We start from the raw sequence: 26,632 nt of genomic DNA on the forward strand, positions 1-26,632 counted from the left end.
CGATGCTTTCACTGGCCTGGCGGACGATCCGCGCGCGACGCGGTGCCTTCGCCGCCGCGTTCGTCGCGGTGTTCTTCGGTTCCGCGTTGATCACCGCGAGCGGCGTGCTGCTCGAATCCGGCCTGCGCGCGGGGGTGCCACCGCAGCGCTACGCCACCGCGCCGGTGGTGGCCACCGCCGTGCACGAGGTGCCCACAGAGGACGGTCTGAGCCAGCGGTTCGGTGACCGCGTCCCGCTTCCGGCCGCGACCGCCGACCGGATCGCCGCCGTGCCGGGGGTGCGCGCTGCCGTCGGCGATGTCAGCGTGACGGCCTCGCTGCACGGCGGCTCGCTTCCGCTGGTCGTGCACGGCTGGTCTTCGGCCCAACTCGGACCGGTCGCGCTCGAGAACGGACGAGCCCCGGCCGCGCCGGACGAGATCGTGCTCGGCGGTGCCGCCGGGATGCGCGTCGGTGACGTGGCCGAACTGGAGATCGGCGCGGTCGGCACGTCCTACCGCGTGGTCGGCACGACGGCCACGGACGCCGTGTTCCTCACCGACATGCAAGCCCGGCACGTTTCCGGGCGGCCCGACCAGATCGACGCCGTGGCCGTGCTCGCCGAGCCCGGTGCCGACGAGGACGAACTGGCCGCGCGCATCGCGCAGGCCGTGCCCGGTGTGGCCACCGCTGTCGGCGACGACCGCGCCGAGGCGGAGTTCCTCGACGTCGGTGCCGCGCGGCAGTTCCTGGTGGTGATGTCGACCGCGTTCGGCGGCACCATGCTGATGATCGTGCTGCTGGTCGTGGCCAGCACGCTCGGCCTGTCGATCCAGCAGCGGCGGCGTGAGTTCGCCCTGCTGCGGGCCGTCGCGGCCACGCCGCGACAGGTCTACCGGCTGATCGCCACCGAGTCGGTGGTGCTGGCCGCGGTGGCCGCCGTGCTCGGCGCGCTGCCCGGTCTCGGACTGGCGCTGGTGCTGCGCGACGCGCTCGCCGGTTTCGGTGCCGTGCCCGAAGGGTTCCGCTTCACCATCGGTCCGCTTCCGGTGATCGCCGCAGCGCTCACGTGCCTGCTGACGGCGTGGGGCGCGGGCCTGATCGCGGGACGGCGGGCCGCGCGGATCAGCCCGGCCGCGGCTCTCGGTGAAGCCGCCGTGGAACCGGCACAGCTCGGGCGTGTCCGCCAGCTCGTCGGCTGGGTGCTCGCCGCGGTCGGCGCGGGGGCCGGGATCACGCTGCCGTTGGTGGTCTCCGGTGGCCCGGCGGTCGCCGGCGCGGCCAGTTCGGCGTTGCTGCTGGTGATCGCCGTGGCACTGCTCGGGCCGCGCCTGCTCACCGCCACCGCCTGGCTGCTCGGCCGGATCGGCCTGCTGCGGTCGACGCCGGGTCAGCTGGCCGGGGCCAACACCAGGGCGCGCTCGCGGCGCCTCGGCTCGGCCGCCACCCCGCTGATCATGGGCGTCGCGCTGGCCGCGGTGCAGATCTTCACCGCGACCACCACCGACGCGGCCGCGAAGGACCAGGCGGAGCAGGGCATCCGCGCGGACCACGTGATCACCGCGGGCGGCGGCATCGCCCCCGTTGTCGCCGACGCCGTGCGGCAGCTGCCCGGGGTCGACTCGGTGACCCCGGTCGCGCGCACCTCGGTGCTGGTCAGCCACCAGGAACTCGGCGAACGGGCGACCAACGCCTACGCCGCCCAAGGCGTCACACCCGATCGGCTCGGCGAAGTGATGGACCTCGACCTCCGGCGTGGTGACCTGGGCGGGCTCACCGGGAACTCGGTGGCGTTGAGCGAACTCGCCGCCGACAGCTTCGGGGTCGACGTCGGCGCGCCGCTCACCATGAGCCTCGGTGACGGCACTTCGCACACCGCCACCGTGGTCGCCGTCTACGGCAGCGGACTGGGCTTCGGCGACATCACGCTGCCGAACGACGTGGTGCTCGCGCACACCGGCAGCCGCCTCGACGACGAACTGCTGCTGGCCACCGCGCCGGGCACCGATCCGGCCGCGCTGCGCGAGGCGTTGCGAGTCCACCCCGGTCTGGAACTCGCCGACCGCACGTCGTTCACCGCCGCGCGGACCGCCGCCTCCGCGCAGTCGGCGGTCAACCTGCTGCTGAACCTGCTGCTGCTCGGCTTCATCGCCATCGCGGTGGTGAACATCCTGGTGCTGGCCACCGCGGCCCGCGTCCGCGAGTTCGCGCTGCTGCGGCTGGTCGGCGCGAAACCGCGGCAGGTGCGGGCGATGATGCGCGGTGAGGCGGCGGTCGTGGTGGTGGCCGCGGTGGGGCTCGGCTCGCTGGCGGCGCTGCCACCGCTGGTCGGGATCAGCATCGGCCTGACCGGCTCGGCGCTGCCCACCGTGCCGCCGCTGGCCTACCTGGGCATCGTCGCCGCGGCCGCGGTGTTCGGCTGGGGTTCGATCGCCATCCCCGCCCGGATCGCGATGCGTCCCGCCCCGGTCGCGGCGATGCGCGTGGCCGACTGAGCCGATCGGTAGACTCCCCGCCATGTCCGAGGACGCGGGTGCCCTGGCGGCGAAGGTGGACCACCTCTTCCGCACGGTGCGCCCCCGCGACGGCGGCGAGTACTCGTTCGAAGAAGTCGCCGAAGCCCTGCGTGCCCGCGGTGGGCCGACCATCTCGGCCACCTATCTCTGGCAGCTCCGCAAGGGCATCCGCGACAACCCGACCAAACGCCACCTCGAAGCGCTCGCCGGGTTCTTCGGCGTGCCTGCCGCGTACTTCTTCGACGACGAGGAAACCCGGCGGATCGACGCCGAACTGGCCCTGCTCACCGCGTTGCGGGACGCGCCGGTACGGCAGATCGCCCTGCGCGCCAGCGGGTTGTCGCCCAAGAGCCTGGAGGCGATCGCGGAAATGGTCGACCGCGTGCGGGAGCTGGAGGGACTGCCCCAGGCCGACCCGCCGACGCCCGAACCGTGACACTGCGGATCCGTCCCGCCGGCCTCACCGGCGGGACGGATCCGCAGTGTCCGATGTGTACCGATCGCTCAGCCGAAGCGCTCGACCAGATCGGTGATCAGCAGGAACAGGAACAGCGCCGAGGCCGCGCCGAGCAGGCCGTTGGACAGCCAGCCGGACCGGCCGTCGCGCTCCACCCGCTTGGAGTTCAGCAGCAGCATCAGGGTGATCGCCAGGAACGGCATGAACACCGAGCCGAGCACACCGTAGACCAGGGTGAGCCCGAACGGCTTGTCCAGGAACAACAGGATCATCGGCGGGAAGGTCAGCCAGAGCAGGTAACCGCGGAACGGCAGGGACTTCTCCACCGCCGTGGCGCGGTAGGCCGTGGTTTCGCCCTTGTCCTCACCGGGCACCTCGGCGGTGACCAGCTCCGCCTTGCGCCCGTGCGGCAGCCGGATGGTGCGGGTCCAGTCGGCGAAGAGCAGGCTGACCCCGTTCCACACGCCCAGCAGCGAGGTGGTGGTCACGGCCAGGAAGCCGACCAGGAACAGGATGCGCGCCCACTGGCCGTACCGCTCCCCCAGCTCGTTGCCGAGGATCAGCAGGCCGCTGTCGGACTGGGTCAGCTTCTGTCCGAAGAGGATGGTCGAGCCGACGATCAGCATGGCCACCACGAAGATGCCGGTCATGATGTAGCCGACCGCGTTGTCCAGCCGCATCATCGACAGCCAGCCGGTGCCCTTCCAGCCCTTCGCGAACATCCAGTAGCCGTAGGCGGCCATGGTGATGGTGCCGCCGACACCGCCGATCAGGCCGAGCACGTAGACCGTGGAACCGGCGGGCAGCTGGAAGGTCAGGCCCTTGGCCAGTTCCGCCAGGTCCGGGGTGACCAGGATGGCCACCGCGACCACCGAGGCGAACTTGATCAGCACCAGCACGGTCATGAACTTCTCGAAGAAGTGGTACCGCTGCGCCCAGACCAGCGCCACGCCGACCACGCCGGCGATCATCGCCCAGCCGCGCACCGGCAGTCCGCCGAACAACGCGTTCAGCGGGAGGCCGACCGCCGACATCGCGGTGGCGCCGTAGACGAAGCCCCAGATCACGATGTAGATGCCGAAGAAGCCGGTGGCCCAGCGGCCCAGCCTGCGCCAGCCGTCGAGCAGGGTGGTGCCCGAGGCCAGGTGCCAGCGGCCGACACCCTCGCCGAGGGCCAGCTTGAGCACGGTGCCGATGAGCGCCGCCCACAGCAGCAGGGTGCCGTACTGCGCGCCGGCCACCATGGTGGCGACGAGGTCCCCCGCCCCGACGCCGGTGGCCGCGGCCAGCAGGCCTGGTCCCAGTCCCCGGAACCGTGCCTTCCCGGTCGGCGGGGTCAGCTGCGGTTCCAGCCGCGTGGCGGAAGTGTTCATGGGCTCCTGCTCCTCGTTGCGCCGGAGATGTGTGCCGACGACCGTAGGAACGCCGGACGCCGGCCGGCGCCGGTCTTCACCGTTTCTTAGGACGGTGGGCCGTAACGAATCGGACTCAGCTGCCCAGCCGGTAACCGAAACCACGCACGGTGGCCAGCAGGCCGGGCCGGTTCAGCTTGCCACGCAAGGTCATCACGTGCGCGTCGAGCGTGCGCGAGCCGGGTGCCTCGCCCCAGACCCGTTCGACCAGTGCCTGCCTGCTCACCGCGGTGCCCGCGGCGACGGCGAGCGCGGCGAGGATGTCGAACTCCTTGCCGGTCAGGGCGAGTTCGGTGCCCGCGGCGGTGACCGTGCACGCCGCCAGGTCGATCCGCACGTCACCCAGCTCGACCACCTCGGGAGCCTTCCTGGTCTTCAGGCGGCGGCGGGCGACCGCGTCGATGCGGGCCAGCAACTCGGGCAGGCGGACCGGCTTGACCAGGTAGTCGTCGGCGCCGAGGCGCAGCGTGCGCACGACGTCGCGCTCGGCGGTGCGGGCGGTCATCACCAGGACCGGCTGGTCGCCGGCCTGGCGGAGTTCACGCAGCACGGTCAGCCCGTCGGCGTCGGGCAGGCCGAGATCGAGCAGCACCAGGTCGGCGTCTTGGCGCAACTGGGCGACCTCGGCGGCCAGCCGGGCGCGGACCGCGCCGTGCCCGGCCGACACCAGCGCGTCCACCACCGCGGCGGCCACACCGTCGTCGTCCTCCACCACCAGAACCCGCACGGTGCCGAGCCTACTGGCAGCCCACCGCGAGATCAGGCCAGTAGGAGCTGTGGCAGGACCATGGTGAGAATCGTGAAAGCCGGTCCGATCAGCACCATGGCGAAGCCCCAGGCGGTGAGCCGTTTGGACAGCAGCGGGCGTTCCGGTTCCGCCGCCGAGGCGACGATGGTGGCGCCCGTGGTGGAGAACGGCGCGCAGTCCACAAGGGACGCCGAGATGGCGAGCGCGTAGATGAACCCGGTCATCTCCAGCCCGCCACCGGCCACCAGCAGTGGCACGGCCAGCGGGATCAGCGCGCCGAGAATGCCGATCGTCGAGGCGAACGCCGAGACCAGACCGGCGATCACGCAGATCACCACCGCGGCGATCAGCGGCACGTCGACCGAGCGCGCCAGCTCGCCGAGCTGGTCGATCGCGCCCAGCCGGGTGAGCACGCCGACATAGGTGAGAATGCCGCCCAGCAGCAGGATCGTGCCCCAGTCGACCTTCGAGATCGCGCGGCGGCCGACGTCGGGCACCAGCAGCGACAGGAACACCGCCAGGGTCAGCGCGACCACCCCGAGATTGACGTCCACCTCCAGCACGGTCAGCGTGAAGAACCCGGCCACCAGCAGGAACAGCGCGACCAGCACGGTCACCTGAGTACGGTTGACCGGCGGCGCCTCGGTGAGCACCGCGGTCCCGCCACCGCCCTCGGCGGGCGCCGCGTCCGAGCGTGAGCGGCGCACCAGTTCCGGACCGCCGAACATCAGGAACGCCACCAGCACCACCAGCGCGTTCACGCCGACCGACAGGCCGAACATCAGCGCCGCGTTGTACGGCAGGCCCGCGTCCTCGGCGATGGTGGCCACGGTGATGCCGTTGATGCTGGTCGGGGCGAGCGCGCCGCCGACGATCGCGGAGCTCATCGCGATGCCCATCAACGTCGGGCTGATCCGGTGCGTGGTGGCCAGCGACATCGCGATCGGCACCACGGCGAACGCCGCGTGCGAGGTGCCGAGGCAGGCCACGCCGGTGCCGATCAGCCACATCGCCCACGGCAGCAGCGCCACCCTCGGCCCGACCAGCCGGATCGACCGATCGACCAGCCAGTCGATAGTGCCGGTTTCCCTGGCCATGCCGAACAGGTAGGTGATGCCGAGCAGGATCAGCAGCGCGTCAACCGGGAACGCTTCGAGGATCCGGTCCAGGTCTTCCCCGACCACGCCGATGCCCACGATGAACGCGGCGACCAGCGCCAGCGCTCCCATGTGGACGTTGCGGATCGCGGAAATGGCGAACACAGCGGCGAAAACGACCAGCGCGATGATCTCGGCGCTCATACTCCCGGCTCCCTGCTGCTGGCGGTACTGGCGGCCCAGGCGGCGAGCGGACCGGGTGCGACGCCGTCGAGGTCGTCCAGGCGCACCAGCTCACCGGCGGCGACCGCACGGCCCAGCCGCGCGCCGCCGAGCAGGTAGTAGGGCGCGATCCCGGCCGTCGGCGCCACCATCACCGGCGCGACCCCGTTGATTTCGTGGTGGTGCCCGGTCACCTGGAACGAGGTGCCGGGGTCGAGCGCGGTCGCCGTCCTGGCGGCCAGCAACGTGGACGGCCGAGGGCGCGGCGCGACCCCGGTCCCGTCCACCGCCGCGTGAATGGTGAGCGGGGTTTCCACGCCCATCGCGTGATAGGGCCAGTAGAAGCAGGCGTACTCACCGCTCCGGCTGACGACGTGTCCCTTGCCCCGCAACAGTTCCCAGGTCACCGGGTCGCCGGTGCGCACCACGGCGAACACACCGCCGGCGAAGCTGGCTTCACCGGGCAGGCGCAGCGCGGAGAACACGTCGACCACCCCGGTGCGGCCGAGGATCCCGCCGTCTTCGCGGGCGGCGTAGATGTCGGCGAGTTCGGCGATGCGGGCGACCGGGTAGTGCAAGCCCTCTGTGTCCGGCACGGCGCCGGTGCGCATGGCGACCACGGTCATCTCGCACAGGTCCGCCGCGGCCGAGCGCTTGAGCCCGGCGACCAGCGCGGCGCGACGGTCCACTGTGCTCCGCGGGTCCGGCCCCAGTTCGAGCAGGTCGGCCAGGCCCGGCGCGTCGATGCTCACGCCCGCCTGCGTCACGGTGCCGGTGGCCGGGTCGAAGACCAGGTCGTACTCCCCCGACTTGCCGATGGCGACGATCTCCAGCCCGGTGGCGGAAACCCAGTCGACCAGGCGGAGCAGGTTGGCCGGCTGGTCGCCGTCACCGGGCAGGTAGCGCAGCCCGGCGACCTCGGCCTTCGCCGCCAGCGCGACCCCGGCCACGGTGTCCACCTCCTTGCTGACCATCACCACGTGCACGCCGTTGTCCAAAGCGGACTCGGCGTAGCCGGTGCCGACGGCGACCTGGCCGGTGGCCTCGACGAGCACGTCGACGCCGCGCCAGTCCACGGCCGCGCCGTCCGTGACCACGGTCGTGTCGTCGAGGCCCAGTTCGGCCAGCGTGCGCCGCATCCCGTCCGCGTCGGGCTCGACGAGCGCGGCCGGGACCAGTTCGGGGGTGCGCCGCAACTGGGCGAGCAGCGTGCGGCCGTAGCCACCGTTCGCGCCGGTCAGCGCGATGCGGACCGGCTCGCGGTCCCGCGTGCCATGGGAGTGGATCACCGTTGCTCCAATCTGAGGGCCGTACTGTGACACACGTTCTAGATTTTTACAAACTTGCACCAAATCTTCACATGAGGTGTGATGGACCCATGCTGGGAGCCATCGCCGACGACTTCACCGGTGCCACCGATCTGGCGATCATGTTGCGCCGCAACGGGTACCGGGTCGCGGTCACGATCGAGGACCACGACCCCGGGACATCGGAGCGCACGGAAATCGACGCCATCGTGATCGCGCTCAAGACGCGGACCGCACCCGTCGCCGAGGCGGTGGACAGCTCGCGGACGGCACTGCACCGCCTGCGCGACTGGGGCGCGGAGCAGGTCTACGTGAAGTACTGCTCGACCTTCGACTCCACCGACGCGGGAAACATCGGCCCGGTGCTGGATGTCGTGTCGGACGAACTGGGCGCGGAGAAGGTGGTTGTCGCCCCCGCGCTGCCCGCCAACGGCCGCACCGTCTATCTCGGACACCTTTTTGTCGGCGCCGACCTGCTCGAACACTCGTCGATGCGGCACCACCCGCTCACTCCGATGACCCGTTCCCGGGTCGCGGACCTGCTCCGCCCGCAGACCCCGCACGGGGTCACGGAGATCCACCACGGGACCGTGCGACAAGGGCCGGACGCGGTGCGAGCGGCGATCGAGACCGCGGCAGGGCGGTACGTCGTGGTCGACACGATCGACGACGAGGACCTGCGTGTGCTCGGCGCCGCGGTCGCCGACAGCCCGGTCGTCAGCGGTGGCTCCGGACTCGCGTGCGGCCTGCGCAGTCCCGGTGCCCCGGACGACGACTGGCAGTCCATTCCGGACACCGGACGGGTGGTGTTGTGCGGCAGCGCCTCCGCGACCACGCGGCGGCAGATCGCCGACGCCGCCCGCAGCCAGCCGGTGCGCCGGGTGGACCCGCGCGCGGCCGTGCGCGAGCCCGACGCCGAAATCGGCCGCATCGTCGACTGGGTCCGCGCGCGGGGACCGGCCGGCGCACCGATCGTCTACGCGGCGGGCGAACCAGCGGACGTGGTGTCCGAAGTGGACGGCCTGCCGGTCGCGCCCGCGGTGGAGAGCGTGCTGGCCGGGGCCGCACAACGGCTCGTCGCCGAAGCCGGGATCACCCGGCTGCTCGCGGCGGGTGGTGAGACCAGCGGCGCGATCGTGCGCGCGCTCGGCATCGGGCTGCTGCGGATCGGCCCGGAGATCGCGCCCGGCATCTGCTGGAGCGGCGCGGTCACCACCGCCGGTACCGAAATCGCGCTCGCGCTCAAGAGCGGCAACTTCGGGCCCGACGACCTGTTCACCTCGGCGTGGGACCGGCTCGCGTGAGCGCGATCGACGAACTGCTCGCCGCCGGGGTCCGCGTGGTCGAAGAAGGGCTCAGCCCGGGAACCAGCGGCAACCTCAGCCTCCGTGACGGCGATCGCATCCTGCTCAGCGGGACCGGGGTGTCGCTCGGGCGGATGCGACCGGAGGACATCGCCGTGCTCGACCTCGACGGGCGCGTGCTCGACGGCGCGAAACCGTCGAAGGAATGGCCGCTGCACGCCGCCTTCTACCGGCGCGACGACCGGCACCGGGCGGTGGTCCACGTGCATTCGCCGTCCACCGTGGCGGTGTCGTGCCTGGAACCGTGGGCCGAGCACAGCGCGGTCCCGCCGCTCACCCCGTACTTCGTGATGCGCGTCGGGCAGACACCGCTGCTCCCCTACCGCCCGCCGGGTGATCCCGGACTCGGTGAGGACCTGCGCGAATGCCCGTGGGAACTGCGGGCGGCGCTGCTGGCCAACCACGGCTCGGTGCTCGCGGGCGCGGATCTCGGCGAAGCCGTCGACCGGGCCGTCGAACTCGAAGAGGCCTGCCGGATCACGCTGCTGACCAGCGGACTGGCGCGCCGGGAACTCGACGCCGATGCGGCCGCGGCGCTCGCGCGCCGGTGGTCGAGCCCCTGGCGCGAGCGAACTACACTGAGCGCCCCGAGGAGGTAGTCCATGGCGAGCCCGCCGCTCATTCCCGAGCAGCGACGGCAGGAGATCCTGCGTCATCTGCGGCAGGCGCAGGTACTGAGCTACCACCAGCTCACCGAACTGCTCGGCGTCAGCCACATGACCATCCGGCGCGACATCGCCGCGCTGGAGAAGCAGGGCAGCGTGGAGGCCACCCCGGGCGGCGCGAAGATCGCCACGCGGCTGCTTCGCGAACCCGACCGCACCGAGAAGGCGGGCACCGACCGGGCCGCGAAGACCGCGATGGCGCGGGCCGCGGCCACCATGGTCACCGACTCGATGACGATCTATCTCGACGCCGGGACCACCATCCAGGCCATCCGCCCGTTCCTCGGCGAGGTGCGCGACCTGACCGTGGTCAGCAACGACCTGGCCACCGTGGCGGACTTCTGCGACCACCCCGGCGTGGACCTGATCTGCGTCGGTGGCCGGGTGGAGACGGCGAACCGCTCCACCGCGGGCAGGCTCGCCACGCTCGCCCTCCGCGAGTTGTCGCTGGACGTCGCCTTTCTCTCGTCGAGTTCGTGGGACGTCGGGCACGGCGTCACCACGCCGGTCGAGGCGAAGGTCGACGTGAAGCGGGCGGCGCTGGCCGCGGCGACCACCTCGGTGCTGGTCGCGGGCAGCGCGAAGTTCGGCCGCTTCGCGCGGTATCGGGTGCTGCGCCTGGACGAGATCGACAAGATCATCACCGACGACGAGCTGGACGACGAGGCAGCCGCGGAGATCGCCGGAACCGGCGTCCCGCTGCTACGCGCCGGGCTCGACAACTCAGGCGTCGCCTGACAGGGCCATCGCGGCACTGAGCGCGGCGGCACCGTCGAGCAGAGCCTGCGATCGCGCGGTGATCGACGTCTGCCGGGCCGCGAGCATCGCCCGCAGGTCCTCACCCCGGCGGCCCAGCCGGATCTGCGGCATGAGTGTCCGCAAGGGACCGACGCGGTACCCGGCACCGCGCAGCTGGTGCACGATCCGCGCGTCACGTACCTGCGCGGGCGAGTACATCCGCCGCGATCCCCTTGTCTCGTCCCGATCCGGCACGACCAGCCCTTCGGCGTCCCAGTGCCGCAGGGTCGACGGGCGCACGCCCAGCGCGGTGGCGAGTTCGGACACGCTCATCGCGTCCGCGGCGCGGACCTCGAGGATCGGTTCGGCGGAAATGGCTTCCGCGGCCTCCTCGGCGAGGCGGAGGTCCATGCGCTCGGTGTGCAGCCGCGCGTGTGCCGCGTCGAGCCGGGCGAGCGCGTCCGACGGCTCGGTGTGCGCCGCTCGCATGATCTTCTTCGCCTCGACCGGCCCCGTTCCGGCCGCCAGCGCCCGATAGGCCAGCACGCTCAGCACGTGCACCTCGCGGTAGAGCCGGTACCCCGACGCCGTGCGCGCGGCCGGAGGAAGCACTCCGTCCCGTTCGAGGTTGCGGACCTGCTGGACCGAGCACCCGGCCCGCCGCGCCACGGTGGCCGTGTTGAGAGTTGGCACGCGCCGACCTTACGTTCACCGGTCGAAGTCTCCACAAGCACCTTAATGAAACGCTGGAATGCATGAAGCCAGAAGAGATCATCGAGTACGTGGACGGCCTCGACGGGGTGCTGACCGTTCAGCCCGCCGAGGGCGACGGTTCGCCGGAGGTGGCCTGGGGCGACACGTTCTTCTTCTACGCACCCGATGGGGTGATGCCGACGAACACCCAGCCCTTCGCCACCATCGTGACCAAGAACTATCCCGAGGACGAACTGTCGCGACTGGACCGGCCGGACACCTTCCGCCTCAACATCGCCGCGGGCAAGGAGAACTTCGTCAAGTGGACCGGGCACGCACCCCGTGAGACACCCACCGCGGAGATCGACCACAGCGCCGCCGACACCCTGATGGCGCATCCGGTCTACGGCACCGTCGGCTGGCTCGCCGTGGTGAACCCCGGCCCGCGGACCGAGGCGGACGCGCGCGAACTCCTGCACACCGCCTACGAACTGGCGCGGTCCCGCTACGAACGCCGGGCGTGATCACCCGTCGGGCCCGGTTACGCTCGGGGCGTGCCGAAGGATTCCATCGACCAGATGGTCGACGAGTGGACCGCACACGGGTCCGGGCTCGACGTCAGCGCGCTGCAGGTGATCGGCAGGCTGTTCCGCTGCGCCGGCCACGGCCAGGCCGCCGTGGTCGGCGCGCTGCGCCCGCTCGGCCTGAGCTACGGCGACTTCGACGTGCTGAACACGCTGCGCCGCCGCGCCGACCCCGGTGGCACCCATCCGCGCGCGCTGGCCGAAACCGCGCTGATCACCTCGGGCGCGATGACCGCGCGGCTGGACCGGCTGGAACGCGGCGGCCTGGTGGCGCGTGACCCCGACCCGGCGGACCGGCGCGCGGTGCGCATCCGGCTCACCGAAGCCGGGGCCGAACTCGCGGAGAAGGCCCTCGACGCGGTGCTGGCCGCGGACGAGGAGTTCCTCGCGCCACTGAGCGCCGCGCAACGGGAGGCCCTCGCCGCCCTACTCAAGGAGCTGTTGCTGCACAACGAATCCGGGCGCTGATCAGGCAGCGTCGAACTCCGCCTTGAACGCCGCGGCGCGCTCGATCGAGTCGACCGGCCAGCTGACCAGGCTCACCGGCACCCGCCCGGCCAGCGCCACCGCCACGTCACGGGCTGCGGTCAGCGAGGCACCACCGCAGATTTCGATCAGCTCGGTGCCCTGGCCGGTCAGTTCACGCGCGACCGCCACCGCCGCGGCGGCGTCCGGCACCGCGACCGCGGTGGTGCGCCTGCCGTCACCGTGTTCGCGCACCACGCGGTGCACGGCCGGATCAGCCTCCGGATGGCCGACGAACACGGTCGCCGTGTCGCTGACCGGCCCGGCCGGTCCGCCACCGAGGCCGAACCCGGCCACGCCGACGGCCGCCCGCCCGTCGACCGCTTCGATCACCTGCCCGGCCGTGACCAGGTCGAAGCCGCGGTACAGCTCGATCAACCGGGTCCCGGCGGCCACCTGCTCGGCGGCCACCCGCGCGGCCGCCGCCCCGTCCGGCACCCAGACCAGCAGCGATTCGCTTCCGCCGAAGTCCTGCACCACGCGATCGCGGGCCGGGTCCGCCCCGGCCTCCAGGAAGAGGAACAGCTCGTCCATGACACCCTCCAGATAGCTTGCCATTGAACTACTTGATGCCAAGCTTAACCAAGGTGCCTCCGTCCCTATTCCCCGCTGTTTAGGCTGAACGCATGACATTCCCCGGCAGAGCGGTACGTGGCCTGAGGTTCTTCAACCACCGGCCCGCCAACTGCGCACCGGACTTCGTCAACTTCACCCTCGACTTCGAGCCGCTGCCCGGCGGGCGCACCGGTTACGAGTTCGCCGCCGACCTGGACTACGGCTTCGACGAGTTCGGCCGGTATCGGCACGACAAGTGCGGCTCGGCGATCAGCCAGGGCGTGCTCGCCAACCTCACCGGCCTGCCGAGGCCCAGCCTGTTCGGGGAACTCCCGTCGATCGATCCGCGCGAAGTCGACCGGCTTGTCCCGGACGGGCCGCCGATCGCGGTCCGCGTGGTGCTGGCGAAGGTCCGCTACCACGACGTCGACAGCGCTCCCGGCCCGCACTGCGCCGCCGCGTGGGACGTGACGCAGCGGCTGCGGGAAGCGCTCGGCTGAACCGGTGGGTCACTACGAATACCTCTACCTCGACAGCACCACGCCCATCGCCGGCGAGGCGGACTGGTTCATGCGCGAACTCGGTTTCGAGTTGATCCCGGTGCAGGGCGGCGATCCCGAGGAGATCGGCCTGCGCGGCCCGGCCTCCACTGTGGACGGTCTGGTCGGCCTGGCGGTCGGCCACAACTACTCCGCGCTGCCCGATCCGGAGCCCGACGAGGTCCAGGCCATCGACGCCTACCGGGTCGAGATCGAGTTCTGGCACCGGCGCCGGGACACCGAGGACCAGCGCCGGGAAGCGCGCGTCCTGTTCGACCGGCTGGTCGCCGCCCGGCCGTCGACGCCGATGCTGCTCACCTTCGGCACGTGCCACCTGGCCGCGTCCTGGTCGCTACCCCGCGGGCTGCGCGAATTCCCCGCGGACACTTCGATCTACGCCTCGGACATCGACCAGTGGCGGCCATGGGTGATCGGGACGCGCCCCTGGATGGCCGGGTCCTAGAGCAGTTTCGCGGCAACGGCCGCCCCATCCGCGCGCATCTTGCTCGCCACGGATTTGGCGCGTGGCAGCACTTCCGGCCGCAGTGCCGCTGCCAGGGCGTCAGTCAGCGACGCGGTGTCCGGCGCGCCAGGGGCGTGCGCGGCACCGATGCCGAGCTGCCGCACCCGTTGCGCCCAGTACCGCTGGTCGTAGGTCTGGGGCACCACGACCTGCGGCGCTCCGGCACGGGCGGCCGCCGTGGTGGTGCCGGCGCCACCGTGGTGCACCGCGGCGGCGACCCGGCCGAAGAGCGACTGCTGGTTGATCTCACCGACGGCCAGGCAGTCCGGCGCATCGTCCGGCAACTCCAGGTCCGCCCAGCCGTGCGCCAGGATCGCGCGGCGGCCGAGGGCTCGGGCGGCGCCGATCATCGACTCGGCCAGGTCACCCGGCGCACGCATGCTGCCGAAGCCGAAGTAGACCGGAGCTTCACCGGCGTCGAGGAACGCCTCGACCTCCGGCGGCAGCGGACGCTCGTCGGGCAGGATCCACGCCCCGGTTTGCAGCACCTCCAGCTCCGCCGGTTCCGGCCACGGGCCGAGCACCGGATCCGCCGCCAGCAAGGGCTTTCCGGTGAAGATGTGCCCGCGGACGTCGTCGATCGGCGCCAGCCCGGCAGCGGCGCGGTGCTCGTTGAGCTTCGCGCCGAACAACTCGGTGAAGTGCCGGGCGTCGAGGTCCCACAGTTCGCGGTTGGTCGCGCCCTCCGGCCGTTCCATCGGCGTCGGCGGCGGCGCGTGGTACCGGGAGGGCAGCGTGATCGGGCAGTAGCTCGCGTAGACGTAGGCGATGCCGAGCCGCTCGGCCACCGAATGCGCGGCGACCTGCAGCGCACCGCCCGCGACGATTGCGTCGCAGCCCCCTGCCGCTTCGGTGATCGCCTCGAACTGCGCGGTGACCGTGCCTTCGACCATTTTCCGGCGCACTTCGGGATCGGCTTTCGCGACCGGCACCGCGGCTTTCGCGGTACTCCGCAATTCCGGCCCGACCGCGACGAACGGGATCCCGAGTTCTTCCGCGGGCGCCCGGAAATCCGGTGGTGCGCACAGCCGGGCCTCGCGGCCGAGCGCCCGCAGTTCGACGGCCAGCGCCAGCATCGGCTGGACGTCACCGCGTGATCCGATGGTGGAAAGCAGAATTCGCATTGCCGGATTCTGGACCCGGTCCGGGGTCTTGCCGCAAGCCCCGCTACCCGCTATACGTTGAAGTGGGAAGAGAGGTCAGCAGGCGGCAGGCAGTGCTTCCGGCGGGGTGAACGGCACGCCCAGCGCCTTGGCCAGCATCGGCAGCGAGCGGTGCAGTTCCCGTTCCCAGTAGGGCCACGTGTGCGTGCCTGGCCCGTACAGGCAGGTCGTGACCTTGACGCCCACCTCGCGCAGCCGGTCCGCCGTCACCACCGCCTGCGCACCCAGCGTCTGCTCCAGCGGGTCGAACGCGGCCCCCAGCGGGTCCAGCGGACCCGGCTCTCCGTTGCCGGAGGCGAGGAACACCGGGATCCCGCGCAGCCGCCTGGCCAGGTCGTACGGGTTGTGCGCGGCCCAGATCCGGGCCTGTGCGACCGGATCACCCCACAACTTGAGCGGGTCCTCCCCGAAGGCGGCGATCAGGTTCAGGATTCCGGTGGTGGCCGGTTCACCGCCGAATGTGGTGTGCACCAGTCCGCTGTAGGACGCGGCGGCCCGGAACATGCCGGGATTCCGCGCGGCGTAGGACAATGCGCCGAAACCACCCATGGACAGCCCGGCCACCGCGCGTTCGTGCCCGGAGCGGTAGCGCTGCTCCAGCAATCGGCGCAGTTCGGTCAGGTGGAAGGTCTCCCAGGCCGGTCCGGACAGCCAGTCCGAGTAGAACCCGACGTCGCCCGCCTCGGGCATGACGATCAGCGCGTTCAGGTCCTTCGTGTAGTCCTCGACGTCGCTGTAGGTGGTCCACTCGATGTGACCTTCGGCGGCCGAGCAGCACCCGTGCAGCAGGTAGAGCGTCGGCCACCGCTTGCCCGGCTTGGCGCCGTAGTCCTTCGGCAGCAGCAGGCGCACGCCGACGTCCGCGTCCAGTGCCGGGGACCGCACGAGCAGCTCCACCATGCGGTCGCCGAGCACGCGCTCCTCGAGCACCACCGCCCGGCCGGGTGAAGCCAGCGCCGGCGGCGTGACCGCCAGGCTGACCAGCGTCAACAGCAGGACCAGCGCTTTTCGCAGCATGACGGCCTTCGCTCTCGGTTGTCGCGTCGACACGTTCAGCTTTCCGCGCGGGCGGGTGGTGGTCAAGATCTCGCGGCGGCGCCCCGATCCACCTCATCGAACAACGTGGCTGCCCGCTCGGCGGTGTCCAGGGCCCAGCGCCCGCTGCTGAGCAGTCCCACGAACAGAATGCCGACGCCGAGCCCGAACACCAGCCACCACACGCCGTGCTCCGCGCTGGTGAACGCCGTCCCACCGCGAGCCAGCGCCGAGCCCACGATCGTGCCGGAGATCGCGACACCCAGTGCGGTACCGGTCTGCCGTCCCACGGAGGACAGCGACGCCGCCACCCCGGCCATCGAACGAGGCATTCCGGCGACCGCCGTGTTGGTGATCGGCGGATTGACGGTGCCGAGGAAAATCCCGAACAGCAGGTAGATCGCGATCACGGCGGGCAGCGGCGTGGCAGGGCCGAGCCAGCTCGACGCGACGCCGCCCAGTGCCAGTGCGGTCCCGGCGACCACCAGCGGCAACCGCGGCCCACGCCGCCCGACCAGCCGGCCGGTGACCGGGGAGAGCACCACGACCAGCACCCCGACCGGGAGCAGGCACAGCCCGGCCGTCAGCGCCGGCATACCGCGCACTTCCTGCAGGTACTGCGTGGTCACGAAGAGGAAAGCGCCGAACCCGCACAGGCCGAAGAGCGCCATCAGGATCGCCGCGCTGAACGGCACGCTGCGGAACAGGCGCAACTCCAGCAGCGGGTCGGCCCGGCGCGGTTCGTAGGCGAGCACGCCCAGCGCGCTGAGCACGGCGACGGCGAGCAGGCCGAGAACGACCGGCGAGGTCCAGCCCGACCGGCCGGACTCGATGATCGCGTAGACGACGCTGCCCAGCACCAGGATCACCAGTAGCTGGCCCACCGGATCGAACCGGCGTGCCCTGGCGGCACGGGACTCGGGCACGAACAGCGCGGTGCACACGATCGCGGCGGCCACGATCGGCACGTTGATCCAGAAAACGGAGCGCCAGCCGAGGCCGTCGACCAGTGCGCCGCCGAGGACCGGGCCCAGCGCCAGCGCCAGGCCGGACACCGAGCCGAACACGCCGATCGCCCTGGCCCGCTCGGCCGGGGCGGGGAACGCGGTGACGACGATCGACATCGCCACCGGGTTGAGCATCGTGCCACCGGCAGCCTGCAGCGCACGCGCCGCGACCAGCCAGCCGATGCCCGGCGCCAGTGCGCACAGCAGCGAACCGAACCCGAACACGGCGAGGCCGGCCTGGAAGACGCGCCGCCTGCCCACCCGGTCGGCGGTGGAACCACCCAGCACCAGGAAACCCGCCAGCACCAGGCTGTACGCGTCGACCGTCCACTGCAGACCGGAGATCGAAGCGGGCAAATCATGACGAATCGCCGGTATCGCGACGTTGACGATGGAAATGTCCATCACCACCACGAGCATGCTGACGCAACAGATCGCCAGCACCAGGAACCGACGGCGACCGGGTTCACCGGCCGCGTCGTCCGGCGTCGGATTCGAGAACGCCGGATTCGAGAACGTTGAAGAGGTCACTGCCAGGACGCTAAGTTTTAGAGCGTGCTCGAAGTCAACCCCCAGCCGTCCACCGGGTTCCCCGAGGCGGGCTTGACCATCGCCGAGGCCGCCCGCCGCACCGGCGTCAGCGTGCACACCCTGCGCTACTACGAACGCGCCGGCCTGGTGGTCACCACCGTCGACCGCACCGCGAGCGGCAGACGGCGCTACCGGCAACCGGACCTGGACTGGATCACCGTCTGCACCAAGCTGCGGGCCACCGGCATGCCCATCAAGACCGTCCGGCGCTACGCGGAACTCGTCTCCGCCGGGCGCGGCAACGAGCGAGAACGACTCGCGCTGATGGAGGCCCACCGCGCCGAGGTGGCCGCCAAACTCGCCGAAGTACAGGAAAACCTCAAGCTCATCGACCGCAAGATCGACGTCTACCGGGGCAGGCTCGCCGCCGGCGACGCCGACCGGCTCTGGGCGCCCGACCGCTGAAACGGGGTGTATTCCCTTGCCGCGGCGGGTATTCGCGGCCGGGAGTCCACCTGCCCCGGGGAGGGTCGTTGCTGTTCCGGAGGGTGCCGACCGCGCGGTCTCGGTCCGCGACCCGATGCTGGCGAAGGCGGTGAAAGCGCTGCGGCGCAACAACTCCGGCAGCGATCGCCTGCTGGTCCACCGCTCCGGCCACGGCTGGCACGAGGTGCGGGCCGAGGACCTCAACGACCGGTTCAAGGAACTGGCCGGCGACGACGAACGCCGCGGAACCCTGGAACGCGCGGTCATCCGGCTGCTCTTCCGCGTGGACGGCTAAAGGACTTCCGACGGTGACCGCCAAGGCATAGCTCGGACCCGGTCCGGGTATGCCCTGGTATGCGAACCGCACCCAGCCTCCGAGCCAGGGCACTGATCGCCTCCCTGCGCGTGCTGCGCCGCAAGCAGGTCTTCGCCGACCCGGAGAAGCTCCGGGAGAGCGTCGACAGCGGCCGCCGCCACGACCGCGAGGAGCCACCGCCGCCGGCCCACCGCGGTACCGCCGTCGTGCGGACCGACGTCGAGGGCACCCCGTGCTACACCATCCGCCCGACGGCGCCGACCAGCGCGAAGCACGTGCTCTACCTGCACGGCGGTGCCTACGTGCACCAGATCCAGAGCGACCACTGGAAGTTCGCGCGACGGCTGGCGCTGCGCACCGGTGGCTCGGTGACCGTGCCGGTCTACCCGCTCGCGCCCGGTTCGACCGCCGCGGAGACCGTGCCGCTGATCGGCCGCATCTACGACCGGCTGCTCGGTGACGCCGAACCGCACAGCCGGGTGCTGATGGGCGACTCCGCCGGCGGCGCGCTCTCCCTGGTGCTCGCCGAACGGCTGCGTGACGCGAACGAGCCGCAGCCCAAGGAGATCGTGCTCCTGTCCCCCTGGCTGGACGCCACGCTGACCCATCCGAGCCTGCCCGCGCTGGACCGGCTGGATCCGTACCTCAGCGTGCCCGGCCTGGCCGAAGCCGCGCGCCTCTACGCGGGTGGCCTGCCGCTGGACGACCCGTGGCTGAGCCCGGTCAACGGCAAGCTCACCGGCCTCGGCAGGCTGAGCCTGTTCGCCGGGACCCGCGACGTGCTGCTCGCCGACGCCCGGCGGTTCCGCACGGTGACCGCCGAGCGCGGCATCGACCTGGAGTACTGGGAGTACGAGGGCATGATCCACGCGTGGATGCTCACCACGCTGCGCGAGGCGCGGGACGCCACCCGCCGGATCGCGCACCTGGTACTGCGCTGATCGGTGCTGACCAGCGCTGGTCAGCACCGATCAGTGCCGGTCACTGCCGGTCACTGCGGTCAGTCCCGGAAGCGGAAGTCCAGCGCCTCGACCACCTGGTCGAACTTCTCCGACATCTCCTTCTCACTGGCCGCGCCGATCACCATGTCGGCGAGTTCGAAGCTGTAGGAGTCCTGGGCGGGCAGCTCGGACAGCCGCTGTCCCTCCTGGACGACCAGCTCGATCTGCACACCGGGGATCCGCTGCTCGATCTCGGCGATCTCCTCGTCGGTCGGCACGCGCTCCACCACACCGTCCTCGAACCGGCGGTGGTACCACTTGGCCGAGATCCCCCACTTCCCGCGCCGCGCCGGCGCGACCGGGTCGCGGCCCAGGCCCAGTTGCACCACGCGGTAGTGGTTCGGCACGCCCTCGACGTCCTCGAACAGTTCCGCGTGGGACTGCGAATGCCGCGGGTTGATCTCCAGCAGGCACACCTGGTTGCTCTCCGGGTGCACGAAGAACTCGACGCTGAACGTGCCGTGCTCGAGCCCGACCTGCTTGATCACCCGCTGGGCGATCTCGCTCATCCGCGTCTGCGCCTCGTCGGGCAGCTGGGACGGGTACTGGTGGCGCAGGAACGACGTGGTGCCCTCGTAGTTGATCGAGTCGAGCGCGCCGTAGACCACCACTTCGCCGTTGTAGGCGTATCCCTCGACGGCGGCTTGGACCCCGCTCAACGCCGACTCGGCGAGGCAGGCCTCACCACCGATGTTCTCGATCTCCGGCGGCAGCTCCAACTGGTCCATCACGAACTGGAAAGGCTTGCCCACGCGGCTGATGCCCTCGCGGATCTCCCGCACCGCCTCGGTGAAGGTCTCGTCGTCGGTGACCTTGAAGGCCAGCCCCGAGGAGAACGACTTCACCGGTTTGAGCCACAGTGGATAGTCGATCTTCTCCGGTTTTTCCGCATCGCCTGCCAGATCCACGATCGCGAACTCGGGGACCTCGTCGATCACCTTCGACTGTTCCAGCCTGGACCAGTACTTGTGCTCGCACTTGACGATGGCCTCCAGCGGTGCCGACGGCAGCCCGTACCGGCGGCACAGCATCGGCACCATGGTGCTGACCGGGAAGTCCCAATAGCCGATGATCGCGCTGATCTCGCCGTCGAAGGCGTCCAGCTCCCGCTGCGCCTTTTCGAGCAGCTCCTCGATCGGGATCTCCCCGTGCTGGATGTCCTCAATGGTCAGCAACCCGTGAAAGCGGTAGTTCTCCGCGTCCGGTATGCGGTGCAGAGTCCGCTCGTTCTCTTCGTCCAGTCCCACCACGAATACATCCATCACCATGTGACTCCGGTACCCGCTGGCAAGGGGTTGAAACGGGTTTCGCCGAACTCGACCGTCAACTCCCAGCGGAACTACTCCGGATCGGGCATCGCTCCTGCCGCCACTTCGGCTACCGGTGACCCGATCACCCGTGTCGCGGGAAAAAACCAACCACCGCGTTGAACAACGAGCAATATTCGATACGCCCGGAGGCACGGCCGGCCGGTAACGTCCTGATGACATCCGGTCAGGGCGGCGCTGGAGGAGAGCCCCATGTTGCTTGCGAACAAGAACGCCGTCGTCTACGGCGCCGGTGGTGCCATCGGCCGGGCGGTCGCCCGCGCCTTCGCCGAAGACGGGGCCGCAGTCTACCTCGCGGGACGCACCGCAGCTCCGCTCGAAGCGGTCGCGGCCGAGATCAACGAGTCCGGCGGCACCGCGCACGCGGCGGTCGTCGACGCGCTCGACGAGCAGGCGGTGGACGACCACCTCGACAAGGTCGCCGCCGAGGCCGGGCGGATCGACGTGTCCTTCAACCTCATCTCGCACGGCGACGTGCACGGGGTGCCGCTGCTCGACATCAGCGCCGAGGACTTCTCCCGGCCGATCGAGATCGCGACGGTGGGAAACTTCCACACCATGCGCTCGGCCGCCCGCCGCATGGTCGAGCAGCGGTCCGGGGTCATCCTGACGCTGACCTCTCCCCCGGCCAAACTGGTCGGGCCGCTGATGGGCGGCACCGCGGTCGCCGAGGCCGCGGTGGAGACCTTCACCCGGTGCCTCGCCGCGGAAATCGGCCTCCACGGCGTGCGTGTGCTCGGCCTGCGCTCCGAGGGCATTCCCGGCGCCTGGGCCGAAGACTGGCACACCAACGTCTTCGACACCCCGGTCGAGGCCACCGACGGGCTCGACCCCGAGGGCCACGCGAACGTGCTGGCGGAGCGGACCATGCTCCAGCGCACGCCGACGCTGGCCGAAATGACCGCCGTGGCGGTTTTCCTCGCGTCGGATCGCGCGGCCGCGATGACCGGCACGATCACGAACATGACCTGCGGCTCGGTGCCCGACTGATTCGTCCCGCACCAAAGAGGCGGATTTCCCGTGCTCCCGGGAAATCCGCCTTGTGCGTTTTGCCGTTCAGTCGTCCACCTTGTGCAGCAGGGTGATTCCGGTTTCGCCGAACCGGCGGAGGCGCGCGGTGGATTTTGTCCGGGAAAGGTAGTCGTGCACCGCGCGGCTGCACCCGTCCCAGGCATCGTAGTCGTCGAGAATGACGATGCCGTCGGCCTTCACGTGCGGGTAGAGGTGCTCCAGGCAGACCATGGTCGAGTCGTACCAGTCGCCGTCGAGCCGCAGCACGGCGATCGGCTCTCCGTCGTAGCGTGGAACGGTGTCCTCGAACCAGCCCTCGTGGACGTGCACCTCGGGAAAGCCCGCTTCGCCAACCAGCGCCCGGAAATCCTCCGCCCTGGTGCGCAGGTTGTCGAAGTACAACGGGTCGTCGGTGGCAGCCTGCCAGGTCATCGCGTCCTCCCCGTCGGTGGGCGTGGCCTGCGGCAGCCCACCCTCGAAGGAGTCGTAGAAGTGGTACGTGCGCCCGGGGCCGCCGAGTTGCATCATGGCCGCGGCCATGCCGCCCTTCCAGGTCCCGCATTCGACCACGGCGCCGTCGAGATCGCGCAGCCGTTCCCGCACCAGCGCGAGGTTGTCACAGAAAAGATCTTCGGTGATCAGGCTGTACGGGGAAAACCGGCGGAACAGTTCGGCGTGTTCGGCACGTTCGGCATCGGCGGCCGCACCGGCGGAGAATCGCCGGAGTTTGCGGAGAAATCGCTGCGATTCATACCATGCTGTCATTCATCGAGATTATCAATTCCTGCCCCGGATCCTCTTCTCCTGGAATTGCCGACCGGCCACCCGCCGGTCGCACGGTGTGAGATCGTTGCGCGGTGGACACCTTGGAACTACTGGTGCACCCGGTCCGGCTGCGGATCGTGCACGCACTGACCGGCGACCGCGTGCTGACCACCGCCGAACTGTGCGATCGCGTGCCCGACGTCTCGAAGGCGACGGTCTACCGGCACGTCGGCCTGCTCGCCGACGCCGGAGTGCTCGAAGTGGACGGTGAACAGCGAGTACGCGGCGCGGTCGAGCGGCGGTACCGGCTCAACCGCGAGCGCGCGGTGATCGACGCCGTGGTCTCGCCCGACGAGCACCGCCGCGGGTTCGCCGTCGCGATGACGATCCTGATCGCCGAGTTCAACGCCTACCTCGACCGCGAGCAGGCCGATCCGGCCGCGGACCTGGTCGGTTACCGTCAGCACGCGCTCTGGCTCGATCCGGCTTAACTCACCGCGCTGCTCGAGGGCCTGCGCGAGGTGATCGTGCCGCACCTGCGCAACGAGCCCGCGCCGGGCCGCGCGCAGTACCTGCTCAGCCCGATCCTGTTCCCGACCGAGAAGCCGGTAGCCGAAGATGGACGCTGACGAGTTCGCCGCGCTGACCGAACGGCACCGGCGCGAACTGCGCGTGCACTGCTACCGGATGCTCGGTTCGTTCGACGAGGCCGAGGACATCGTGCAGGAGACGTTCCTGCGCGCGTGGCGGGCCATCGACGGTTTCGAGGGCCGCTCGACCCCGCGCGCGTGGCTGTACAAGATCGCCACCAACGCCTGCCTCGACGTGCTGGCCGGCCGGTCCCGGCGGGTGCTCCCCCACCACCGCACCGGCCCGTCGGATCCGGCGACCTCGCTGGAGCCGCGCGAGGACATCCCGTGGCTGCAACCGTTCCCGGACCACCTCTGGGAACCGGCCGCCCCCGCCGACTCCGAACCGGACGCCGAGGTGATCGCCGGGGAGACGATCGAGCTGGCGTTCCTGGCCGCGCTCCAGCACCTGCCCCCGCGCCAGCGGGCCGCGCTGCTGATGCGTGACCTGCTGGGCTGGCCGGCCAAGCAGGTCGCCCAGCAGCTGGACACCGGCGTGGCCTCGGTCAACAGCGCGCTCCAGCGGGCGCGGGCCACGCTGCGGGAGCACCTGCCCGAGCGGCGGCTCGACTGGCCGAGTCCCACCGATCGCGAGCGGGCCGTGCTGCGCAAGTACATCGAGGCGATGGAGCGGGCCGATCCGGCCGCGGTCGGCGCGCTGCTGGCCGAGGACGTGCGGACCACGATGCCGCCGTGGCCGATGTGGTTCCGCGGCCGCGATTCGGTGGTGGCCGCGCTGGCCTCCAGCTGGGACACCGGTTCCCCGGACTACGTCGGCCGGTTCCGGATGCGCCCGATCGCCGCCAACCACCAGCTCGCGGTGGCCGGCTACCTCCGGCGGCCCGGCGACGACGAGTTCCGGGCCTTCGCGATCTCGCTGGTGCGGATCGAGCACGATCTGGTCGCCGAAGCACACGCCTTCCACGACCCCCGGCTGTTCCCCCTGTTCGGGCTGCCAGGGACGTGGACCGATGAGTTTTCGGTCCCGGTGGCGTCGCAACACGGGTAAGCCCACCAACGAGGAGGCAATCCGTGAGCAAGCTCCTGTATTCGGCCAGCATGTCGCTCGACGGTTTCATCGCCGGACCGGGCGGTGACATGTCGTGGCTGACCGAGCACCTCGGCCCGGAACCGGCCGTGGACGACCTGATCCCGCGAATCGGCGCGATCCTGGCCGGGAAGCGGACCTTCGGCGGGGACGACCCGCACCGCGACGACCCGGAGAAGGCCGGGCAGGCGTTCGGCGGCGGCTGGTCGGGCCCGCAGTTCGTGCTGACCCACCACGCGCCGCCGGTGCCGGCCCCCGGGGTCACCTTCGTCGACGACCTGGCCAAGGCCATCGCAATGGCGAAGGGCGCGGCCGGGGACAAGTACGTCAACGTGCTCGGCGCCGACGTGGCCCGGCAGTGCCTGGCGGCCGGTGAGCTGGACGAGATCCTGGTGTTCGTCGTCCCGGTTCTGCTCGGCGACGGCGTCCGGTTGTTCGGCCATCCCGGTGGCACGAACATCCGGCTGGAGCCGATCGGCGAGAGCGGCCTGTGGTTCCGGGTGGCCCGCTGACGGAGCGGGGCGTGGTGATCGCCGGTCGCCTACATTGGTGCCATGGCTGGCCAGGCTCCGCTGTCGGCGGCGGACAAAACGCTGAGCGTGCTCGAAGCGCTCGCCGACCACTCGCGCATCGCCGACATCGCCGCCTCCGCCGGGCTGCCGAAGCCGACCGTGCACCGGATCCTGCAAACCCTGGTGCGACACGGGTTCGCGCGGCCGGACGGGCACGGCAGCTACGTCGGCGGACCGAGGATCCTCAGCCTGGCGGGGCGGTTCCTGCAACGGCTGGACATCGCCGAGCAGGTGCGGCCGGTACTGCGTGAGCTTCAGGAAAGCACCGGGTGGACGGTGCACCTGGCGCTGCTTTCCGGGGACGAAGCGGTGTACGTGGCGAAACTGGAGGGCGCCAAGCCGTACCACCTGGCGTCGCGGGTGGGGATGAGCCTGCCGCTGCACTGCACGTCGATCGGCAAGGCGATCCTGGCGAGCCTGCCGGACTCCGAGGTCCGCGCGCTGGCCGCGCGCACCGGCCTCGCCGCGCGGACCTCGCACACCATCACCGACGTGGACGCGCTGCTGGCCGAACTGGCCACCGTGCGCTCCGTCGGTCACGCCGAGGACCACGAGGAGAACGAACCGGGCGTGCGCGCGGTGGGCGCAGTCGTCCACGACCACACCGGGCAGGTCCTCGGCGCCCTCTCCGCCGCGACGCTGGTCCACCTGGCCGAGCCGGACGACCACGTCGCCGCGCTGGTCACCCGGGCCGCCTTCGCCGCTTCCCAGGCCCTGGGCGCGCCAGCCATGTGACCTGGTTCACAACCGGGTGAGTTTCTGGCATCATCGGGTGATGTTGGTGGAACTGCGTTCCGTCAGGTGGAACGGATGCGGGTAGCGGCGTCCGAACTCCAGCAGCTGGCGGTGAGCATCCTGACCGGCGCCGGTGTGTCCACAGTGGACGCGCAGCGGGTGGCGGCCTCGCTCGTCCGGTCCAACCTGCTCGGCCACGACTCGCACGGGGTCCGGCGGCTGCCCGCCTACCTCGGCCAGATCCGCGCCGGGCAGATCGACCCCCGCGCCCGGCCGGACGCCGAACAGGTCCGAGAAGGGGCGGTGGTGGTGCACGGGAACAAGGCGTTCGGCCAGCTCGCCGCCCACCGGGCGGTGCGCGAGCTGCGGCGGACCACCGCCAAGACCGGAGCCGGCATCGCGACCATCCGCGACTGCAACCACGTCGGCAGGCTCGGCGAGTACGTCGCCGAACTCGCCGAGCACGACCTCATCGGGATCGCCTTCGGCAACGCCGATCCGACCGTCGCCCCGTACGGCGGCGCCGAACGCCGCCTCGGCACCAATCCACTCGCCTGGGCGGTCCCCCGCGCCGCCGGCGCACCGCCCATCGTGCTGGACTGGGCGACCTCCGGCGTGGCCGAAGGCAAGCTCGCGCTCGCCCGTGACCGCGGCGAGCACGTCCCCGAAGGCCTGGTGCTCGACCGGGACGGCCGCGCCACCACCGATCCCGGCGACTTCTACACCGGCGGCGCGCTGCTGCCCTTCGGCGGGCACAAGGGTTACGGCCTGAGCGTGCTCATCGAGATCGTCGGCGGGCTCATCTCCGGCACGGGCATCGGCAGCATGCCCGGCTACCGCGGCGGCTTCGGCACCGTGCTGGCCGCCTTCGACATCGCCGCCTTCGGAGATCCCCGGCAGTTCCGCGAGCACACCGAGCAGTTCCGCGCCGAGCTGCGCCGGACCAGGACGGCCGAGGGGCACACCGGGGTCCAGGTCCCCGGCGAGCCGGAAGAACGCGCCAGGCGCGAACGCGAACGCGACGGCATCCCGCTCGCCGAAGCCGTCTGGCAGGAACTGCACGCCCTATCGAGGGAGTAGT

29 protein-coding genes are annotated in these 26,632 nt (G+C 71.0%); 18 read left to right on the forward strand and 11 right to left on the reverse strand.

The annotated features are described in order from the left end of the window. Positions 1-2: 2 nt before the first annotated feature. Together YIM_RS26145 and YIM_RS26150 are read left to right on the forward strand one after the other, a co-directional pair. Positions 3-2,474 (forward strand): ABC transporter permease, encoded by a 2,472-nt coding sequence (locus YIM_RS26145; RefSeq protein WP_153037256.1) that lies wholly within the window; start codon positions 3-5, stop codon positions 2,472-2,474. A 22-nt stretch (positions 2,475-2,496) separates the two neighbouring features. After that, on the forward strand, positions 2,497-2,931 hold the full coding sequence (locus YIM_RS26150) for a helix-turn-helix domain-containing protein (RefSeq protein WP_153032856.1): 435 nt from the start codon (positions 2,497-2,499) through the stop codon (positions 2,929-2,931). Positions 2,932-2,999: 68 nt separating this feature from the next. On the opposite strand, the gene YIM_RS26155 is transcribed toward YIM_RS26150, so the two are convergent. The 4 genes from YIM_RS26155 to YIM_RS26170 form a co-directional block, all read right to left on the reverse strand. Further along, positions 3,000-4,325 carry an Nramp family divalent metal transporter gene (locus tag YIM_RS26155; RefSeq protein WP_153032857.1) on the reverse strand — a complete coding sequence of 442 codons (1,326 nt, stop codon included), beginning with the start codon at positions 4,323-4,325 and terminating at the stop codon, positions 3,000-3,002. A gap of 115 nt (positions 4,326-4,440) precedes the next feature. Further along, complete coding sequence (locus YIM_RS26160; protein WP_153032858.1) at positions 4,441-5,091, reverse strand: response regulator transcription factor; 651 nt, start codon at positions 5,089-5,091, stop codon at positions 4,441-4,443. Positions 5,092-5,123: 32 nt separating this feature from the next. After that, positions 5,124-6,413, reverse strand: coding sequence for an SLC13 family permease (locus tag YIM_RS26165; RefSeq protein ID WP_153032859.1), 1,290 nt, complete (start codon positions 6,411-6,413; stop codon positions 5,124-5,126). Then, entirely contained in the window at positions 6,410-7,720 is a 1,311-nt protein-coding gene (locus YIM_RS26170; RefSeq protein WP_153032860.1) for a homoserine dehydrogenase, read from the reverse strand. Before YIM_RS26170 ends, YIM_RS26165 begins: the two co-directional genes overlap by 4 nt. An 89-nt stretch (positions 7,721-7,809) precedes the next feature. Here YIM_RS26170 and otnK point away from each other — a divergent pair, with 89 nt between their 5' ends. The 3 genes from otnK to YIM_RS26185 are packed head-to-tail and all read left to right on the forward strand — an operon-like array spanning position 7,810 to position 10,505. Beyond that, positions 7,810-9,042 carry a 3-oxo-tetronate kinase gene (gene otnK, locus YIM_RS26175; RefSeq protein ID WP_153032861.1) on the forward strand — a complete coding sequence of 411 codons (1,233 nt, stop codon included), beginning with the start codon at positions 7,810-7,812 and terminating at the stop codon, positions 9,040-9,042. Continuing rightward, positions 9,039-9,701 carry a class II aldolase/adducin family protein gene (locus tag YIM_RS26180; RefSeq protein WP_153032862.1) on the forward strand — a complete coding sequence of 221 codons (663 nt, stop codon included), beginning with the start codon at positions 9,039-9,041 and terminating at the stop codon, positions 9,699-9,701. Before otnK ends, YIM_RS26180 begins: the two co-directional genes overlap by 4 nt. A 3-nt stretch (positions 9,702-9,704) precedes the next feature. After that, positions 9,705-10,505 carry a DeoR/GlpR family DNA-binding transcription regulator gene (locus YIM_RS26185; RefSeq protein WP_153032863.1) on the forward strand — a complete coding sequence of 267 codons (801 nt, stop codon included), beginning with the start codon at positions 9,705-9,707 and terminating at the stop codon, positions 10,503-10,505. Here the strand turns inward: YIM_RS26185 and YIM_RS26190 are convergent. After that, positions 10,491-11,198 (reverse strand): MerR family transcriptional regulator, encoded by a 708-nt coding sequence (locus tag YIM_RS26190; RefSeq protein WP_153032864.1) that lies wholly within the window; start codon positions 11,196-11,198, stop codon positions 10,491-10,493. The genes YIM_RS26185 and YIM_RS26190 overlap by 15 nt on opposite strands. A gap of 62 nt (positions 11,199-11,260) precedes the next feature. On the opposite strand from YIM_RS26190, the gene YIM_RS26195 reads away from it, so the two are divergent. Both YIM_RS26195 and YIM_RS26200 read left to right on the forward strand, forming a co-directional pair. After that, on the forward strand, positions 11,261-11,722 hold the full coding sequence (locus tag YIM_RS26195; RefSeq protein WP_153032865.1) for a DUF6194 family protein: 462 nt from the start codon (positions 11,261-11,263) through the stop codon (positions 11,720-11,722). 30 nt (positions 11,723-11,752) lie between these two features. Next, the gene (locus tag YIM_RS26200) at positions 11,753-12,250 is read left to right on the forward strand and encodes a MarR family winged helix-turn-helix transcriptional regulator (protein ID WP_153032866.1); all 498 of its coding nucleotides are present in this window, start codon (positions 11,753-11,755) and stop codon (positions 12,248-12,250) included. Here YIM_RS26200 and YIM_RS49305 read toward each other — a convergent pair whose 3' ends face one another. Beyond that, the gene (locus YIM_RS49305) at positions 12,251-12,841 is read right to left on the reverse strand and encodes a DUF6506 family protein (protein ID WP_228004021.1); all 591 of its coding nucleotides are present in this window, start codon (positions 12,839-12,841) and stop codon (positions 12,251-12,253) included. A 92-nt stretch (positions 12,842-12,933) separates the two neighbouring features. Between YIM_RS49305 and YIM_RS26210 the strand changes: the two genes are divergently transcribed. Further along, complete coding sequence (locus YIM_RS26210; RefSeq protein WP_153032867.1) at positions 12,934-13,362, forward strand: hypothetical protein; 429 nt, start codon at positions 12,934-12,936, stop codon at positions 13,360-13,362. A 4-nt stretch (positions 13,363-13,366) separates the two neighbouring features. Beyond that, a complete protein-coding gene (locus tag YIM_RS26215; protein WP_153032868.1) occupies positions 13,367-13,864 on the forward strand; it encodes a hypothetical protein in 498 nt (165 codons plus the stop codon). Here YIM_RS26215 and YIM_RS26220 read toward each other — a convergent pair. The 3 genes from YIM_RS26220 to YIM_RS26230 form a co-directional block, all read right to left on the reverse strand. Beyond that, the gene (locus tag YIM_RS26220) at positions 13,861-15,048 is read right to left on the reverse strand and encodes a glycosyltransferase (RefSeq protein ID WP_153032869.1); all 1,188 of its coding nucleotides are present in this window, start codon (positions 15,046-15,048) and stop codon (positions 13,861-13,863) included. The two genes, YIM_RS26215 and YIM_RS26220, sit on opposite strands and share 4 nt — an antisense overlap. 75 nt (positions 15,049-15,123) lie before the next feature. Then, positions 15,124-16,104: an alpha/beta hydrolase family protein gene (locus tag YIM_RS26225; protein WP_153032870.1), complete on the reverse strand. Its 981-nt coding sequence runs from the start codon at positions 16,102-16,104 to the stop codon at positions 15,124-15,126. A gap of 62 nt (positions 16,105-16,166) precedes the next feature. Beyond that, a complete protein-coding gene (locus YIM_RS26230; RefSeq protein ID WP_153037258.1) occupies positions 16,167-17,573 on the reverse strand; it encodes a DHA2 family efflux MFS transporter permease subunit in 1,407 nt (468 codons plus the stop codon). Between the two features lie 111 nt (positions 17,574-17,684). Between YIM_RS26230 and YIM_RS26235 the strand changes: the two genes are divergently transcribed. The 3 genes from YIM_RS26235 to YIM_RS26245 are packed head-to-tail and all read left to right on the forward strand — an operon-like array spanning position 17,685 to position 19,403. Continuing rightward, on the forward strand, positions 17,685-18,125 hold the full coding sequence (locus YIM_RS26235; protein WP_153032871.1) for a MerR family transcriptional regulator: 441 nt from the start codon (positions 17,685-17,687) through the stop codon (positions 18,123-18,125). Positions 18,126-18,141: 16 nt separating this feature from the next. Then, the gene (locus YIM_RS26240) at positions 18,142-18,441 is read left to right on the forward strand and encodes a hypothetical protein (RefSeq protein ID WP_153032872.1); all 300 of its coding nucleotides are present in this window, start codon (positions 18,142-18,144) and stop codon (positions 18,439-18,441) included. Between the two features lie 59 nt (positions 18,442-18,500). Continuing rightward, the gene (locus YIM_RS26245) at positions 18,501-19,403 is read left to right on the forward strand and encodes an alpha/beta hydrolase fold domain-containing protein (protein ID WP_153032873.1); all 903 of its coding nucleotides are present in this window, start codon (positions 18,501-18,503) and stop codon (positions 19,401-19,403) included. Between the two features lie 59 nt (positions 19,404-19,462). Here YIM_RS26245 and YIM_RS26250 read toward each other — a convergent pair whose 3' ends face one another. Then, entirely contained in the window at positions 19,463-20,731 is a 1,269-nt protein-coding gene (locus YIM_RS26250; RefSeq protein ID WP_153032874.1) for an acetyl-CoA carboxylase biotin carboxylase subunit family protein, read from the reverse strand. Between the two features lie 252 nt (positions 20,732-20,983). Here YIM_RS26250 and YIM_RS26255 point away from each other — a divergent pair, with 252 nt between their 5' ends. Continuing rightward, entirely contained in the window at positions 20,984-21,781 is a 798-nt protein-coding gene (locus YIM_RS26255; protein ID WP_153032875.1) for an SDR family NAD(P)-dependent oxidoreductase, read from the forward strand. Positions 21,782-21,847: 66 nt separating this feature from the next. On the opposite strand, the gene YIM_RS26260 is transcribed toward YIM_RS26255, so the two are convergent. After that, positions 21,848-22,567, reverse strand: coding sequence for a TylF/MycF/NovP-related O-methyltransferase (locus YIM_RS26260; RefSeq protein ID WP_153032876.1), 720 nt, complete (start codon positions 22,565-22,567; stop codon positions 21,848-21,850). 92 nt (positions 22,568-22,659) lie between these two features. On the opposite strand from YIM_RS26260, the gene YIM_RS26265 reads away from it, so the two are divergent. From YIM_RS26265 to YIM_RS26285, 5 genes are all read left to right on the forward strand, one after another. Further along, positions 22,660-23,058, forward strand: a complete 399-nt coding sequence (locus YIM_RS26265; protein WP_228004022.1) for a helix-turn-helix domain-containing protein — start codon at positions 22,660-22,662, stop codon at positions 23,056-23,058. Positions 23,059-23,185: 127 nt separating this feature from the next. Continuing rightward, positions 23,186-24,205: a sigma-70 family RNA polymerase sigma factor gene (locus YIM_RS26270; protein WP_153032877.1), complete on the forward strand. Its 1,020-nt coding sequence runs from the start codon at positions 23,186-23,188 to the stop codon at positions 24,203-24,205. 23 nt (positions 24,206-24,228) lie between these two features. Then, a complete protein-coding gene (locus YIM_RS26275) occupies positions 24,229-24,756 on the forward strand; it encodes a dihydrofolate reductase family protein (protein WP_153032878.1) in 528 nt (175 codons plus the stop codon). A 42-nt stretch (positions 24,757-24,798) separates the two neighbouring features. Continuing rightward, positions 24,799-25,551 carry an IclR family transcriptional regulator gene (locus YIM_RS26280; RefSeq protein WP_153032879.1) on the forward strand — a complete coding sequence of 251 codons (753 nt, stop codon included), beginning with the start codon at positions 24,799-24,801 and terminating at the stop codon, positions 25,549-25,551. Positions 25,552-25,626: 75 nt separating this feature from the next. Further along, positions 25,627-26,631 carry an Ldh family oxidoreductase gene (locus tag YIM_RS26285; protein WP_153032880.1) on the forward strand — a complete coding sequence of 335 codons (1,005 nt, stop codon included), beginning with the start codon at positions 25,627-25,629 and terminating at the stop codon, positions 26,629-26,631. The last annotated feature ends 1 nt before the right edge of the window (position 26,632 follow it).

Source organism: Amycolatopsis sp. YIM 10 (genome assembly GCF_009429145.1).
Taxonomy (GTDB): Bacteria; Actinomycetota; Actinomycetes; order Mycobacteriales; family Pseudonocardiaceae; genus Amycolatopsis.

Bases quoted from the DNA above. Each gene is read 5' to 3' on its own strand.
- YIM_RS26145 (WP_153037256.1), top strand. From the start codon at position 3: ATGCTTTCACTGGCCTGGCGGACGATCCGCGCGCGACGCGGTGCCTTC.
- YIM_RS26150 (WP_153032856.1), top strand. From the start codon at position 2,497: ATGTCCGAGGACGCGGGTGCCCTGGCGGCGAAGGTGGACCACCTCTTC.
- YIM_RS26155 (WP_153032857.1), bottom strand. From the start codon at position 4,325: ATGAACACTTCCGCCACGCGGCTGGAACCGCAGCTGACCCCGCCGACC.
- YIM_RS26165 (WP_153032859.1), bottom strand. From the start codon at position 6,413: ATGAGCGCCGAGATCATCGCGCTGGTCGTTTTCGCCGCTGTGTTCGCC.
- otnK (WP_153032861.1), top strand. From the start codon at position 7,810: ATGCTGGGAGCCATCGCCGACGACTTCACCGGTGCCACCGATCTGGCG.
- YIM_RS26185 (WP_153032863.1), top strand. From the start codon at position 9,705: ATGGCGAGCCCGCCGCTCATTCCCGAGCAGCGACGGCAGGAGATCCTG.
- YIM_RS26195 (WP_153032865.1), top strand. From the start codon at position 11,261: ATGAAGCCAGAAGAGATCATCGAGTACGTGGACGGCCTCGACGGGGTG.
- YIM_RS49305 (WP_228004021.1), bottom strand. From the start codon at position 12,841: ATGGACGAGCTGTTCCTCTTCCTGGAGGCCGGGGCGGACCCGGCCCGC.
- YIM_RS26210 (WP_153032867.1), top strand. From the start codon at position 12,934: ATGACATTCCCCGGCAGAGCGGTACGTGGCCTGAGGTTCTTCAACCAC.
- YIM_RS26220 (WP_153032869.1), bottom strand. From the start codon at position 15,048: ATGCGAATTCTGCTTTCCACCATCGGATCACGCGGTGACGTCCAGCCG.
- YIM_RS26225 (WP_153032870.1), bottom strand. From the start codon at position 16,104: ATGCTGCGAAAAGCGCTGGTCCTGCTGTTGACGCTGGTCAGCCTGGCG.
- YIM_RS26245 (WP_153032873.1), top strand. From the start codon at position 18,501: ATGCGAACCGCACCCAGCCTCCGAGCCAGGGCACTGATCGCCTCCCTG.
- YIM_RS26250 (WP_153032874.1), bottom strand. From the start codon at position 20,731: ATGGTGATGGATGTATTCGTGGTGGGACTGGACGAAGAGAACGAGCGG.
- YIM_RS26255 (WP_153032875.1), top strand. From the start codon at position 20,984: ATGTTGCTTGCGAACAAGAACGCCGTCGTCTACGGCGCCGGTGGTGCC.
- YIM_RS26260 (WP_153032876.1), bottom strand. From the start codon at position 22,567: ATGACAGCATGGTATGAATCGCAGCGATTTCTCCGCAAACTCCGGCGA.
- YIM_RS26270 (WP_153032877.1), top strand. From the start codon at position 23,186: ATGGACGCTGACGAGTTCGCCGCGCTGACCGAACGGCACCGGCGCGAA.
- YIM_RS26280 (WP_153032879.1), top strand. From the start codon at position 24,799: ATGGCTGGCCAGGCTCCGCTGTCGGCGGCGGACAAAACGCTGAGCGTG.
- YIM_RS26285 (WP_153032880.1), top strand. From the start codon at position 25,627: ATGCGGGTAGCGGCGTCCGAACTCCAGCAGCTGGCGGTGAGCATCCTG.